Source organism: Stenotrophomonas sp. CC22-02, from assembly GCF_004365115.1.
Classification (GTDB): domain Bacteria; phylum Pseudomonadota; class Gammaproteobacteria; order Xanthomonadales; family Xanthomonadaceae; genus Stenotrophomonas; species Stenotrophomonas forensis.
Genome location: NZ_SOCO01000001.1, coordinates 2563377 through 2576936, shown reverse-complemented (window position 1 = coordinate 2576936; position 13560 = coordinate 2563377). Strand labels below are relative to the sequence as shown.

The window sequence follows — 13560 nt, the reverse complement described above, 5'->3', positions numbered from 1 at the left end:
GCGGGCTCACCATTGGTAGCGCAGGCTGGCGGTGACGGTACGCGGGTAGCCGTAGTAGCACCAGGTCGCGCTGTTGCAGGCCGACACGTACTTCTTGTCGGCGGCGTTGGCGGCATTGACCTGCAGGCGCCACGGGCCGCGGTCGTAATGCACGCTGGCATCGATGAGGGTGAACGACGGCGTGTACCAGTCGTTGTAGATGTCGCCGTAGATGCCGCCGTTGTAGCGGACGCCGGCACCGAAGCCGAACCCGCTCAGCGCGCCGGCGGTAAAGGTGTAGTCGGCGCCCAGCGACGCGCTTTCCTTCGGCACCAGGGCCACCCGCTTGCCTACCGAAGCGGCATCGGTACTGCGCCGGACCTTGGCGTCGAGGCGGGTGTAGCTGCCGTACACGCTCAGGCCCTGGCCGATGTTCCAGCGCCCTTCCAGCTCGGCACCGCGCACGCGGGTCTGGCCCTGCTGGATCGAGAACAGGGTGTGCTGCGGGTCGACGGTGAGCGTGTTGTCCTGCTCGATCTGGTACGCCGCCGCGGTCAGCAGCAGGCGGCCACCCTCGGGCTGGTACTTCACGCCGGCCTCGAACTGCTCGCCGGTGGTCGGCACGAACGCGCGCCCCGCGTAGTCGGTGCCGATGGTGGTCTGGAACGACTGCGACCAGCTCACGTAGGGGCTCACGCCATTGTCGAACAGGTAGTTCACGCCCACCCGGCCGGAGAACCTGTCATCGCTCTGGTGGGCGCGGCTGGCGGTGCCGATGCGCTGCTCGGTATCGGTACCGACCCAGTCCTGGCGGCCGGCCAGCGTGACCAGCCAGCGGTCGATGCGGATCTGGTCCTGCAGGTACAGGCCCAGCGTGCTCTGCGTCTGCACCTGGCGCGAGGTGTAGTCGGGCACCTGCACCGGCGCGCCATATACCGGGTTGTAGGCATCGATGCCGGGCGCGCCGAACAGGAACGCCGAGGCGTAATCGTTGCGCGCGCGACGGTAGTCCAGCCCCGCCAGCACCGTGTGCTCGGCACGGCCGGTGAGGAAGCGGAAGGTCAGGTTGTTGTCGATGGCCACGCTTTCGGACTTGTCCAGGCGCGGGTAGTAGTAGCGCACCAGCTCGGTGCTGTCCGGCGACACCAGGCCGAACAGGCCCAGGCTGCCGCGGCTGGCGTCCACTTCGGCCCAGCTGTAGCGCGCGTTCTGGTTGAACACGGTGCCATCGCCGAAATCGTGGCGGAACTCATAGCCGAGCGCGGCGCTTTCCTTGGTGTAGTCGTTCACGCCGGGCTCGCCGCTGAAGAAGTGGCGGGAGATGTAGCGGCCATTGGCGCCGGGCACCACCGTGCCCTGGTAAGGCAGGAAGCCGCCGGTTTCGACCGTGTCGTTCTTCTGGTAGCGGGCCAGCACGGTCAGCGCGTTGGCATCGTCCGGCGTCCAGGTCAGCGAGGGGGCCAGGTAGTAGCGATCGTCATGGACGTGGTCGATCACGTTGTCGCTGTTGCGGGCCAGGCCGACCAGCCGGTACAGCACGCTGCCGCTGTCATTGAGCGCACCGCCGATATCGAAGGCGGCCTGCTTCAGGCCGTAGTTGCCGACCTGCAGTTCCACCTCCTGCAGCGGGTTGGCGTGTGGCCGCTTGCTGACGAAGTTGATCAGGCCGCCCGGCGGCATCGCACCGTAGTTGACCGAGGCCGGGCCCTTCAGCACGTCGATGCGCTCCAGGCCATAGGGCTCCAGGCGCGATTCGCCGGTCCAGGTGCCTTCCACCATGGCCAGGCCATCGAGGTAGCGGGCCGGATTGAAGCCGCGGACCAGCAGCCAGTCGCTGCGCGTGTCTTCGCCGAACTGGCCGCCCTGGGCGCCGGCGGTGTACCACACCGCCTCTTCAACGCCATGGATGCCACGGTCGCGCATCTGCCGGTCGGTGATGACCGAGATCGACTGCGGGATCTCGCGCAGCGGGGTATCGGTCTTGGTCGCGCTGCCGCTCTCGGTGGCGATCGGGGCGGTCACCTGCACGGTGTCGAGCGTGCGTGCCTCGTCGGCCGCAGCCAGGCCCGGAAGCATGCCGCAGACGGCAAGGGCGAGGGCGGAGAGTGGGGCACGGAGCAGGCCGGCACGGGCCGGCAGCGACAGCGTATACATGGGTGGGTCCAGGGCCAGAAAGGGGCGCGCCACACGCGAGTGAGAAACGCCTGCGTATGGTAATCATTGATATTTGGCCCCGCCAGCGACGGCCATTCAGCCGCGTTTGCGGGCGGCAGGCCCCGGTCGGCTTGGGCTTTCCTCCCTGCTGGTTTAAGATCGTCGCAGACCCCTGACTGGAACAAGGTGGCCCGCGTCCAGCGCCGGCCGAGCGTGCGACATGAGCACTACCACCGCCCACGGTTGACCTGCCCCCGAAGGCCCTGCGTTCCAGGCGCCCTCGCGGCGCTTTTTTATTGCCCGGGCCATCGCCCGGGAACGCTTTCCAGCCCGCCCGGCGGGCCCCGCACGAAGCCACTGCGATGATCAATATCACTCTTCCCGACGGCAGCCGCCGCGAGTTCGAAAACCCCGTCAGCGTCATGGACGTCGCCCAGTCGATCGGCGCCGGCCTGGCCAAGGCCACCATCGCCGGCTCGGTCGATGGCGTGCTGGTCGATGCCAGCGATGTCATCGACCACGATGCCAGCCTGCGCATCATCACCGCCAAGGACGAGGAGGGCGTGGAGATCATCCGCCACTCCTGCGCCCACCTGGTCGGCCACGCCGTCAAGCAGCTGTACCCTGACGTCAAGATGGTCATCGGCCCGGTGATCGCCGAGGGCTTCTACTACGACATCTACTCCGAGCGCCCGTTCACCCCGGAAGACATGGCGGCGATCGAGAAGCGCATGGGCGAGCTGATCGCCCAGGACTACGACGTCATCAAGAAGATGACGCCGCGCGCCGAAGTGGTCGAGATCTTCAAGGCCCGTGGCGAGGACTACAAGCTGCGCCTGATCGAGGACATGTCCGACGACATCCAGGCGATGGGCATGTACTACCACCAGGAATACGTGGACATGTGCCGTGGCCCGCACGTGCCGAACACCCGCTTCCTGAAGGCCTTCAAGCTGACCCGCATCTCCGGCGCCTACTGGCGCGGTGACGCGCAGAACGAGCAGCTGCAGCGCATCTACGGCACCGCCTGGGCCGACAAGAAGCAGCTCGAGGCGTACATCAAGCGCATCGAAGAAGCCGAAATGCGCGACCACCGCCGCATCGGCAAGCAGCAGGACCTGTTCCACCTGCAGGAAGAGGCCCCGGGCCTGGTGTTCTGGCACCCCAAGGGCTGGGCGCTGTGGCAGGTGGTCGAGCAGTACATGCGCAAGGTGTACCGCAAGACCGGCTACGGCGAAGTGCGCTGCCCGCAGATCCTGGACGTGAGCCTGTGGCAGAAATCCGGCCACTGGGACAACTACCAGGACGCGATGTTCTTCACCGAATCGGAGAAGCGCACCTACGCGCTCAAGCCGATGAACTGCCCGGGCCACGTGCAGGTGTTCAACCAGGGCCTGCACAGCTACCGCGACCTGCCGATCCGCTATGGCGAGTTCGGTGCCTGCCACCGCAACGAGCCGTCCGGCGCCCTGCACGGCATCCTGCGCGTGCGTGGTTTCACCCAGGACGACGGCCACGTGTTCTGCACCGAAAACCAGGTCGAGGCGGAAGTGACCGCGTTCCACCAGCAGGCGCTGGCGGTCTACCAGCACTTCGGCTTCGATGAGATCCAGGTCAAGATCGCGCTGCGTCCGGAATCGCGCCTGGGCGACGACGCCACCTGGGACAAGGCCGAAGGCGCGCTGCGCTCGGCACTGTCCAGCAATGGGGTGGAGTGGCAGGAGCTGCCGGGCGAGGGTGCCTTCTACGGCCCGAAGATCGAGTACCACCTGAAGGACGCCATCGGCCGTACCTGGCAGCTGGGCACCATGCAGGTCGACTTCATGATGCCGGGCCGCCTCGGCGCCGAGTACGTGGACGAGAACAGCCAGAAGAAGCACCCGGTGATGCTGCACCGGGCCATCGTCGGCTCGATGGAGCGCTTCCTGGGCATCCTGATCGAGCACCACGCCGGCCAGTTCCCGGCCTGGCTGGCGCCGACCCAGGTGGTGGTGGCCAACATCACCGACGCCCAGGCTGAATACGTCTCGGGCGTGACCAAAACCCTTGCGGAGCAAGGCTTCCGCGTCAGCTCGGATTTGCGTAACGAGAAGATCGGCTATAAAATCCGCGAGCATACGTTGCAGCGCGTGCCGTACCTGCTGGTCATTGGTGACCGCGAGAAGGAAAACGGCGCTGTAGCGGTGCGTACGCGTTCTGGCGAAGACCTGGGCAGCATGAGCCTGCAGGCCTTCATCGAGCGGCTCCACGCCGAGGGCGCGTAAGCAAAGGTCCGGTCCGGGCGCACAGGCACCCGGACCGGTTCGATACCCTTGGGAGAACGTAATATCAGCACCCCTGACAACAAACAGAACCGCAAGAATCAGGAAATCCGTGTGCCGCGCGTCCGCGTGATCGGCAGTGACGGAGAAATGATCGGCGTGTTGTCGCGCGACGAAGCGCTGTCCATGGCCGAAGATGAAGGCCTGGACCTGGTCGAGATCCAGCCGCAGGCCGATCCGCCGGTCTGCAAGATCATGGACTTCGGCAAGTTCAAGTTCGAAGCGCAGAAGAAGGCCAACGAGGCCAAGAAGAAGAGCAAGCAGGTCGAGATCAAGGAAGTGAAGTTCCGTCCGGTCACGGACGAGGGCGACTACCAGATCAAGCTGCGCAAGATGCGTGAGTTCCTCGAAGATGGTGACAAGATCAAGGTCAACATCCGTTTCCGTGGCCGTGAAATGAGCCACCAGGAACTGGGCCGCGAAATGGCCAACCGGATCGAGGCCGATCTGGGCGAGGACATCGTCATTGAATCCCGTCCGCGCCTGGAAGGGCGTCAGATGGTCATGATGATCGCGCCGAAGAAGAAGACCTGAGGCCTGACCGGCCGCCTTCCGGGGCGCCTGGCTGAATGGTTCAGGGTGAAGGGGCGCCGATGGCGTCCCTTTGCTTTTGCGGCACCCCGGTGAATTGCCGGTGAAAGGGTTGCAGGGGCTGGTGACAGGGCGGTTTTGCCTGTATCATGCCCGGCTCGACCCACCCAGGACGGGTCGTACGCCGATCATGGCAGGACGGAAAGAGCGGCCCAGGCCGCCGCCAGATCAGTCAGAAACCAGGGTCATATCCCATCAAGGACATTGCAATGCCCAAGATCAAGACCAACCGGGCAGCGGCCAAGCGTTTCCGCAAGACCGCCTCGGGCAAGTACAAGTGCGGCCACGCCAACCGTAGCCACATCCTCACGAAGAAAGCGACCAAGCGTAAGCGTAATCTGCGTCAGACGGGCCATGTCCGTGCAGAAGACGCAGGCCGTCTGGACCGCATGCTCCCTTACCTCTGAGGAACTGAAAAATGGCACGAGTTAAGCGTGGCGTACAGGCGCGTCGCCGCCACAAGAAAATCCTGGATCTCGCCAAGGGCTATTACAACGCCCGTCGCAAGGTCTTCCGCGTCGCCAAGCAGGCGGTCATCAAGGCACAGCAGTACGCCTACATCGGCCGTAAGCAGAAGAAGCGCAACTTCCGTTCGCTGTGGATCACCCGTATCAATGCGGCTGCCCGCATCAACGGCCTGAGCTACAGCCGCTTCATGAACGGCCTGCTGAAGGCTGGCATCACCCTGGACCGCAAGGTCCTGGCTGACATCGCCGTGCACGACGCAGCCGGTTTTGCCGCGCTGGCCGAAAAGGCCAAGGGCGCGCTGGCGGCATAAGTCCTTCCCGATGCCGTAACCGTTCACTCGGAACGGTGTCAGGTCAAGGCAATGCATGGGGAAGGGCGCAAGTCCTTCCCCATTCTTTTTTGGGTCCCGGCGCGGCCACAGCGGCAGCGCAGGGACGGCGGTGGCGACAGGGGTCGGCCCTTCGCGCATCGCGATGGCAGATCGACTGGAGTTCCGGCCCCCCATGAGCGACATCCAATCCCTCACCACCCAGGCGCTGGCCGATGTGGCCGCCGCACAGAGCCCCGACGTGCTGGAACAGCTGCGCGTGGCCCTGCTTGGCAAGAGTGGCAGCATCACCTCGCAGCTCAAGCAGCTCGGCACCCTGCCGGCCGACGAGCGCAAGGCTGCCGGTGAAGCCATCAACCAGGCCCGCGATGCGCTGACCCGCGCGCTGGGCGAGCGCAAGGCGCTGCTGGAAGACGCGGCACTGGATGCGCGCCTGGCGGCCGAAGCCATCGACATCACCCTGCCAGGCCGCAACGGCGATCGCGCCGGCCTGCACCCGATCACCCGCACCCTGGAGCGCATCACCGGCATCTTCGGCCGCCTGGGCTACGAGTTGTCGGAAGGGCCGGAAATCGAGGACGACTGGCACAACTTCGAGGCGCTGAACTTCCCGCCGCACCATCCGGCGCGCGCGATGCATGACACCTTCTACTTCGGCGACGGCCGCCTGCTGCGCACGCATACCTCGGGTGTGCAGGTGCGCTACATGGGCGACCACGCGCCGCCGCTGCGCATGATCGCCGCGGGCAAGGTGTACCGCAGCGACAGTGACCAGACCCACTCGCCGATGTTCCACCAGGTGGAAGGCCTGCTGGTGGACGAGCATTCGACCTTCGCCGACCTGAAGGGCACGCTGGCCGAGTTCGTGCGCGCCTTCTTCGAGCGCGATTTCGAAATGCGCTTCCGCCCCAGTTACTTCCCGTTCGTTGAACCGGGTGCGGAAGTGGACATCGCCTGGCAGCAGCCCGATGGCAGCACCCGCTGGCTGGAAGTGCTCGGCTGCGGCATGGTGCATCCGAACGTGCTGCGCAACGTCGGCATCGATCCGGAGCGCTACACCGGCTTCGCCTTCGGCATGGGCGTGGAGCGCTTCGCGATGCTGCGCTACGGGGTCAACGACCTGCGCGCGTTCTTCGAGAACGACGTGCGCTTCCTGAAACAGTTCGCGTAAAACGACAGCTTCCAAATTCGCAGGCCCAGGCGCATGCGCCGGGCCCACCAGGGTGACACCATGAAATTCTCCGAAAACTGGCTGCGCAGCCACGTCCCGACCAGCGCTTCGCGCGATGAACTGAGTGCGGTGCTGACCGCCATCGGCCTGGAAGTGGAAGAGGTGACCGCGCTGGGCGAAGGTCTCGATCACGTGGTCGTGGCGCGCATCGTCGAGGCCGTCCGCCATCCGGAAGCCGACCGCCTGCAGGTGTGCAGGGTAGATGCCGGGCAGGGCGAGCTGCTGCAGATCGTCTGCGGTGCGCCGAACGCGCGCCCGGGCCTGGTCGCGCCGCTGGCGATGGTCGGTGCGCAGATCGGCGAACTGAAGATCAAGCCGGCCAAGCTGCGCGGCGTCGAGTCCAACGGCATGCTGTGCTCGGCCAAGGAACTGGGCCTGGACAACGATGCATCCGGCCTGCTGGAACTGCCCGATGACGCTCCGGTCGGCCAGGCCCTGGTCGAGTACCTGGGCCTGCCCGATGCCAGCATCGAGATCAAGCTGACCCCGAACCGCGCCGACTGCTTCAGCCTGCGCGGCATCGCCTTCGACGTCGCCGCCGCCACCCGCAGCGAAGTGCTGGATTTCGCCGCCGACGCCATTGCGGCCGTCGGCAGCCGTGAACTGTCGATCCAGCTGGATGCCGGTGCCGAAGCGCCGCGTTACCTTGGCCGTGTCATCGAGGGCGTCAACGCTGCGGCGAAGACCCCGCTGTGGATGGCCGAGCGCCTGCGCCGCAGCGGCGTGCGCCCGGTGTCGCTGCTGGTCGACATCACCCAGTACGTGATGCTGGAGCTGGGCCAGCCGATGCATGCCTACGACCTCGGCACCCTGCAGGGCAGCATCGCCGTGCGCCGTTCGCGTACCGGCGAGACGCTGAAGCTGCTGGACGGCCGCGATGCGGCGCTGGACGACAGCTTCCTGGTGGTGACCGACGCTGACCGCGCGGTCGGCCTGGCCGGCCTGATGGGCGGCTTCGACACCCGCGTCACCGACGCCACCACCGCCGTGTTCCTGGAGGCCGCGCACTTCGCGCCGGCCGCGATCATGGGCCGTGGCCGCAAGCTGGGCCTGCACACCGATGCCGGCCACCGCTTCGAGCGCGGCGTCGATCCGGCACTGCCGCGCACCGCCATCGAATACGCCACCCGCCTGGTGCTGGACCTGGCCGGCGGCACCCCGGCACCGGTCACCGAGGCCGTGCGTGAGGCCGATCTGCCGCAGCCGGCAACCATCGTGCTGCGCCGCGCGCGCATCACCCGCGTGCTCGGCATCACCATCGAAGACGCTGAAGTCGAGCGCATCCTGCGCGCGCTGGGGATGGACGTGAGCGCGACGGCCGAGGGCTGGCAGGTCGCCGCGCCGAGCCGCCGCTTCGACATCGCCATCGAGGAAGACCTGATCGAGGAGCTGGCCCGCATCCACGGCTACGAGCAGATCCCGACCACGCTGCCGGGCGGTGCCTCGCGCGTGGCGATGCCGAGCGAGACCCAGCTGGATGCGCTGAGCGTGCGTCGCCAGCTGATCGCCCGTGACCAGCAGGAAACCGTCAATTTCGCCTTCGTCGACGACGCGCTGCTGACCCAGTGGCAGCTGCGCGACGGCCTGGTGCCGCTGGCCAACCCGCTGTCGGCCGAACTGGCGGTGATGCGCCCTTCGCTGCTGCCGGGCCTGGTCGCCACGCTCGGCCGCAATGCCGCCCGTCAGCTGGGTCGGGTGCGCCTGTTCGAGCTGGGGCGGGTGTTCGCCCAGCAGGCCGGCGACGCGTCGCCCGGCGAAAGCCGGCCGGCACCGCTCGAAACCCCGCGCGTGGCCGCGGCGGTCTGTGGCGATGCGCAGGCGGTGCAGTGGGGCCTGCCGAGCCGCAAGGTCGATTTCCATGACCTGAAGGGCGACCTGGAGTCGCTGGCCGCCGCCAGTGGCGCGCAGCTGGAGTTCCGCCCGTCGGCCCGTGCCTACGGCCACCCGGTGCGTTCGGCCGAGGTGCTGCGCGATGGCGTGGCGATCGGCTGGATCGGCCAGATCCACCCGCGCCTGGCCAAGGCGATGGAGATCGAGGCCGATGTCTATGCCTTCGAGCTGGACCTGGAGCCGCTGACCGCCCGCCGCCTGCCGCGTGCCGGCGAGCTGTCGCGCTACCCGGCGGTGCGCCGCGACCTGGCGTTCCTGGTGCCTGAACAGGTGGCCTGGGCCGATCTGGCCGCCACCGTCCGCCAGGCCGCCGGGCCGCTGCTGCGCGACCTGAACCTGTTCGACCGCTATGTCGGCCAGGGCGTCGAGCCGGGATTCAAGAGTCTCGCTATGGGCTTGATTTTGCAGGACAAGTCGCGCACTCTGACGGACCGCGACGTGGATGCGGTGGTGGCCGAGGCGGTCACTGCCATCGAGCGTGAACACCACGCCCGGATCCGCGGCTGAGCGGGCAGCACTCGGGGGTAGCAGGCAATGGCATTGACCAAGGCGGAGATGGCGGAAAAGCTGTTCGACGAAGTCGGTCTGAACAAGCGGGAAGCCAAGGAATTCGTCGACGCGTTTTTCGATGTGCTGCGTGAAGCATTGGAACAGGGACGTCAGGTGAAGCTGTCGGGCTTCGGTAATTTCGATCTGCGGCGCAAGAACCAGCGCCCGGGTCGCAACCCCAAGACCGGCGAGGAAATTCCGATTTCCGCCCGTACGGTGGTCACCTTCCGTCCGGGCCAGAAGCTCAAGGAGAGGGTGGAAGCTTATGCTGGATCCGGGCAGTAACCGCGAACTACCGCCGATCCCGGCCAAGCGCTACTTCACCATCGGTGAAGTCAGCGAGCTGTGCGACGTCAAGCCGCACGTCCTGCGCTACTGGGAAACCGAGTTTCCCAGCCTTGAGCCGGCCAAGCGCCGAGGCAACCGCCGCTACTACCAGCGCCACGACGTGCTGATGGTGCGGCAGATCCGCAGCCTGCTGTACGAACAGGGCTACACCATCGGTGGTGCACGCCTGCGCCTGGACGGCCCTGATGCCCGCGAGGAATCGGCGCTGAGCAACCAGATCATCAAGCAGGTGCGCATGGAGCTGGAAGAAGTGCTGCAGTTGCTGCGCCGCTGATCCCATTTCCTTCGTAATCCGCTATACTTCACGGCCCGCCGCACTGGCGGGAACATCGCAGCATCAGTCGGGGCGTAGCGCAGCCTGGTAGCGCATCTGCCTGGGGGGCAGAGGGTCGTCGGTTCGAATCCGGCCGTCCCGACCACTGTGATGGATCAAGAAGCCCGCGCAGCGATGCGTGGGCTTTTTTGTGCGCGTGGCGAAACGCGATCAATCACCCGCGAAGCGGTAGATCCGTTCCGCATCGCCCTCGTCCAATCCGTGCACGATGCCGCTGTCGACGAAGCCCGACGCAGCAAGCAGGCGCTGCATGCTGCTGTTGGAGCTGTTGGTGGAGGTGAACAGCTTGCCGCCGCCGCGTCGCGCAATGGCGTGGCGAAGCAGGGCGGCACCAATGCCCTGGCCGCGCCGTGCCGGGCCCACCATCAGCATTTCAATGAAGGCTTCGCCGAAGAAGTGGTGATGGATGACCAGGTAGCCGACAGCCACGCGATCCTGCTCGGCCACGTGCACATGGCCCTGCGCCAGCCACCGGTCGATCTGCGTCGCCCGTCGCGGATCATGTGCCGCCACGCTGTCCAGCGCGACCAGCGCGGCGGCATCGGCGGGGCGGGCGTCGCGGATCTGCAGCGTCGTCGTGGCGGGATCCGGCGATGTCATCAATCGTTCCTCGGGCGGTTGCATGCAGTCTATCGGTCACGCCGGTTGCGATCACTGATCCGCCGCAGCCAGCACGTGCTCGGCAGTCAATAGACCCGGAACTCGGCACGGCAGCCGTCGCTGACCCAGATGCCGCGGCGGTCCCAGCCCCAGTTGCGATCCTCGACACAGGCCGTCACCGACTTCTGCTTGACCAGGCGCACTTCGTGGCGCACGCGGATGCGGCATTCCTTGTCCTTCTTCTCGTACGACTCGCAGACCAGGCGTTCGCCCTCGTCGTCGCGATCGCGATCGCGACCGCGCCGGGGCCAGCGACCGTACTCGTCGGCGACGAACTCGGCGCGGCAGCCGTCAGTGACCCAGAGCATGCGGCGGCGCTGGCCCCAGTTCTGGTTCTCCACGCAGCGGGTAACCGACAGCTGCCGGGCCAACCGCATCGGGCCTTCGGTGGCGCACTGCTGGGTCTTGTTGAACTGCGATTCGCAGCGCAGCACTGGAATGTGATCCGTGTCGTAATCCTGGGCGGCCACGGTGGTGGCAGCCAGCAGCAGGACAAGCGCGGCGGCGGTGATCGGCAACAGCAGGCGGTGGGTCATCAGGGGCCTCGGGTGGGGGATCGGGCGGCAAGAATGACCCAGCCCCGGGCCGCCGGAACGCACCGTTCCGGAACGGGCTCAGTGGGGGTTTACTAGTACGCGCGGGCCCATGCAGAGGCTTACATCCCGTATCATCGCTGCACATCCGATCGCATCGGTTTACACCTTCTTACATGTCTTCCACGCCTGTCGGCGCAGCCTGCGGCTGCCGTCACTGGTGTGCGGGCGGCCTGTGGGGGAGGATGCGCGGACCACGACGACCACAGGGGGTTGCGTTGATCAGCAGTACTGTCATTCATCGCTCGGCCGACACCGGCGCCGAGGTGCAGGTCCTGGACACCACGTTCAAGGGCAAGCATGTGTTCATTGCGTGGGGCCTGCGCGGGCCGGAACTGACCCGCAGCGCGGACCCGGCCACGACCGTGGCTGCGCGCAAGGCGTTGCATGCCGTGGCCGGGCACAGCGAAGGGCCGCGCAGCCCGGAAGTGTTCATCGCCAACCAGTCGGCGGTGGCGATCACGGTGTATCGCCTGCTCACCGAAGCGCGCTCCGGCGATGCCATCTTCTTCCTGTGCGATTCGCAGGCGGTGGTCGACTGGTTGATCACCGCGCTGGAAGTGCAGGGCGCGGACTGATTCCGCGCCGCATTGCAGGTGGGGTCAGGCCAGTGCCGCGTCCACCGCGGCCCGCGCATGCAGGGTGGTGGTATCGAACAACGGCACGGCGCTGTCCTCCGGTCGCACCAGCAGCATGATCTCGGTACAGCCGAGGATGATCGCTTCCGCGCCGCGCGCGACCAGGCGCGCGATGACCGCGGCATAGACCTGCCGTGACTGCTCGCTGACCACGCCGGCGATCAGTTCCTGGTAGATGATGTCGTGCACGCTGCGACGATCTTCGGCATCGGGCACCAGCACCTCCAGGCCGAAGTGCTCCTGCAGCCGCCCACGGTAGAAGTCCTGCTCCATGGTGAAGGCGGTGCCGAGCAGGCCCACCCTGCGCGCACCCGCCTGCACGATCGCGTTCGCGGTCGGGTCGGCGATATGCAGCAGCGGCAGAGGACAGGCCGCTTCGATGCGGTCAGTGAGCTTGTGCATGGTGTTGGTGCAGATCAGCAGCAGATCGGCGCCGCCGGCCTGCAGGCGCCGTGCGGCATCGGCCATGTGGTCGCCCAGCGCATCCCAGTCGCCGTCGTGCTGCAGCTGCTTGATGCCGGCGAAATCCACCGACCACAGCAGCAGTTGTGCCGAGTGGGCGCCGCCCAGGCGATCACGGATCTCCTCGTTGATGAGCCGGTAGTACTGCGCCGAGCTCTCCCAGCTCATGCCGCCGATCAGGCCAAGGGTCTTCATGCACCGCTCCATGCCAGGGGCCTCCATTGCAGCACAGAAGGCGCGCGGCTGCCGATCCAGGAAATCTGTAACCACTGCATCCACGGTGCGCTGTATGTTCCGTGCGCTGCGGGCACGCCCTATGCTGGTGCGGTCTTCTGGAGTGGATGTGCGCGATGGCCCTGCATACCTGGTGGTGGTTCCTGGCCACTGTGTTCGTGCTGTGTGGCACCCCGGGGCCGAACATGATGCATATCCTGGGCCGCAGCGTCGGGCTTGGTTTCCGTGGCAGCGTGCCGGCAATGGCGGGCTGCCTGCTGGCGATGCTGCTGGTGCTGGCCGCGTCTGCGGCGGGCCTGAGCGCGCTGCTGCATTCCTCGCCGATGCTGTTCGAAGGGCTGCGTTACCTGGGCGTGGCCTACCTGGCCTGGCTGGGGCTGAAGGCATGGCGTGACAGCGGCCGCCCGGCGCCGCCGGTGACCGTGGATGCAGGGCTGGCGGTCGCGCCGGCACTCGGCGCATGGGCAGTGTTCCGCGGGGGACTTCTGGTCGGCCTGAGCAATCCCAAGCTGCTGCTGTTCGCGACGGCGTTCCTGCCACAGTTCGTCGACCCTTCGCGCGGCCAGGCACTGCAGTACAGCGTGCTGGTGGCTACCTTCGCCGGCTGCGAGCTGTTCTGGTACGTGATGTATGCAGCCGGCGGCCATGGCCTGCGCCGCTGGCTGGCAAAGCCGTTTGCACGGCGCTGGTTCGAGCGGCTGGTGGGCAGCGTGTTCCTGGCGTTCGCGGTGGCCCTGCTGCGTTTCCGCCCGCGCTGATTCACGCCGCGCACGCGGCCTG

The 13560-nt window shown here is 66.7% G+C and carries 14 protein-coding genes and 1 tRNA gene; 11 read left to right on the top strand and 4 right to left on the bottom strand.

Annotated elements, in window-relative coordinates; all coding sequences use genetic code 11:
- Positions 1 to 6: 6 nt before the first annotated feature.
- Positions 7 to 2133 carry a TonB-dependent siderophore receptor gene (locus N440_RS11930; RefSeq protein WP_133935204.1) on the bottom strand — a complete coding sequence of 709 codons (2127 nt, stop codon included), beginning with the start codon at positions 2131 to 2133 and terminating at the stop codon, positions 7 to 9.
- Positions 2134 to 2495: 362 nt separating this feature from the next.
- On the opposite strand from N440_RS11930, the gene thrS reads away from it, so the two are divergent.
- The 9 genes from thrS to N440_RS11885 all read left to right on the top strand — a co-directional run bounded on the left by thrS (position 2496) and on the right by N440_RS11885 (position 10278).
- A complete protein-coding gene (gene thrS, locus N440_RS11925) occupies positions 2496 to 4397 on the top strand; it encodes a threonine--tRNA ligase (protein WP_049456625.1) in 1902 nt (633 codons plus the stop codon).
- 48 nt (positions 4398 to 4445) lie between these two features.
- Positions 4446 to 4988 (top strand): translation initiation factor IF-3, encoded by a 543-nt coding sequence (gene infC, locus N440_RS11920; RefSeq protein WP_080357233.1) that lies wholly within the window; start codon positions 4446 to 4448, stop codon positions 4986 to 4988.
- A gap of 266 nt (positions 4989 to 5254) precedes the next feature.
- A complete protein-coding gene (rpmI, locus tag N440_RS11915; RefSeq protein WP_005410436.1) occupies positions 5255 to 5452 on the top strand; it encodes a 50S ribosomal protein L35 in 198 nt (65 codons plus the stop codon).
- A gap of 11 nt (positions 5453 to 5463) precedes the next feature.
- Complete coding sequence (gene rplT / locus N440_RS11910; protein ID WP_005410435.1) at positions 5464 to 5823, top strand: 50S ribosomal protein L20; 360 nt, start codon at positions 5464 to 5466, stop codon at positions 5821 to 5823.
- Positions 5824 to 6016: 193 nt separating this feature from the next.
- Positions 6017 to 7012 carry a phenylalanine--tRNA ligase subunit alpha gene (gene pheS, locus N440_RS11905; protein WP_133935203.1) on the top strand — a complete coding sequence of 332 codons (996 nt, stop codon included), beginning with the start codon at positions 6017 to 6019 and terminating at the stop codon, positions 7010 to 7012.
- A gap of 60 nt (positions 7013 to 7072) precedes the next feature.
- Complete coding sequence (pheT, locus tag N440_RS11900) at positions 7073 to 9469, top strand: phenylalanine--tRNA ligase subunit beta (RefSeq protein ID WP_133935202.1); 2397 nt, start codon at positions 7073 to 7075, stop codon at positions 9467 to 9469.
- A 27-nt stretch (positions 9470 to 9496) separates the two neighbouring features.
- A complete protein-coding gene (locus tag N440_RS11895; protein ID WP_005410432.1) occupies positions 9497 to 9796 on the top strand; it encodes an integration host factor subunit alpha in 300 nt (99 codons plus the stop codon).
- Positions 9777 to 10133: a MerR family transcriptional regulator gene (locus N440_RS11890; RefSeq protein ID WP_005410431.1), complete on the top strand. Its 357-nt coding sequence runs from the start codon at positions 9777 to 9779 to the stop codon at positions 10131 to 10133. Before N440_RS11895 ends, N440_RS11890 begins: the two co-directional genes overlap by 20 nt.
- A gap of 68 nt (positions 10134 to 10201) precedes the next feature.
- Positions 10202 to 10278: transfer RNA gene (locus N440_RS11885), tRNA-Pro, on the top strand.
- A gap of 65 nt (positions 10279 to 10343) precedes the next feature.
- On the opposite strand, the gene N440_RS11880 is transcribed toward N440_RS11885, so the two are convergent.
- Entirely contained in the window at positions 10344 to 10793 is a 450-nt protein-coding gene (locus tag N440_RS11880; protein ID WP_133935201.1) for a GNAT family N-acetyltransferase, read from the bottom strand.
- Between the two features lie 86 nt (positions 10794 to 10879).
- Entirely contained in the window at positions 10880 to 11389 is a 510-nt protein-coding gene (locus N440_RS11875; protein ID WP_133935200.1) for a DUF3011 domain-containing protein, read from the bottom strand.
- Positions 11390 to 11631: 242 nt separating this feature from the next.
- Between N440_RS11875 and N440_RS11870 the strand changes: the two genes are divergently transcribed.
- Positions 11632 to 12024 carry a hypothetical protein gene (locus tag N440_RS11870; RefSeq protein ID WP_040007370.1) on the top strand — a complete coding sequence of 131 codons (393 nt, stop codon included), beginning with the start codon at positions 11632 to 11634 and terminating at the stop codon, positions 12022 to 12024.
- A gap of 24 nt (positions 12025 to 12048) precedes the next feature.
- On the opposite strand, the gene N440_RS11865 is transcribed toward N440_RS11870, so the two are convergent.
- The gene (locus N440_RS11865; RefSeq protein WP_133935199.1) at positions 12049 to 12741 is read right to left on the bottom strand and encodes an aspartate/glutamate racemase family protein; all 693 of its coding nucleotides are present in this window, start codon (positions 12739 to 12741) and stop codon (positions 12049 to 12051) included.
- 155 nt (positions 12742 to 12896) lie between these two features.
- Here N440_RS11865 and N440_RS11860 point away from each other — a divergent pair, with 155 nt between their 5' ends.
- Entirely contained in the window at positions 12897 to 13538 is a 642-nt protein-coding gene (locus tag N440_RS11860; protein ID WP_133935198.1) for a LysE family translocator, read from the top strand.
- Positions 13539 to 13560 lie beyond the last annotated feature (22 nt).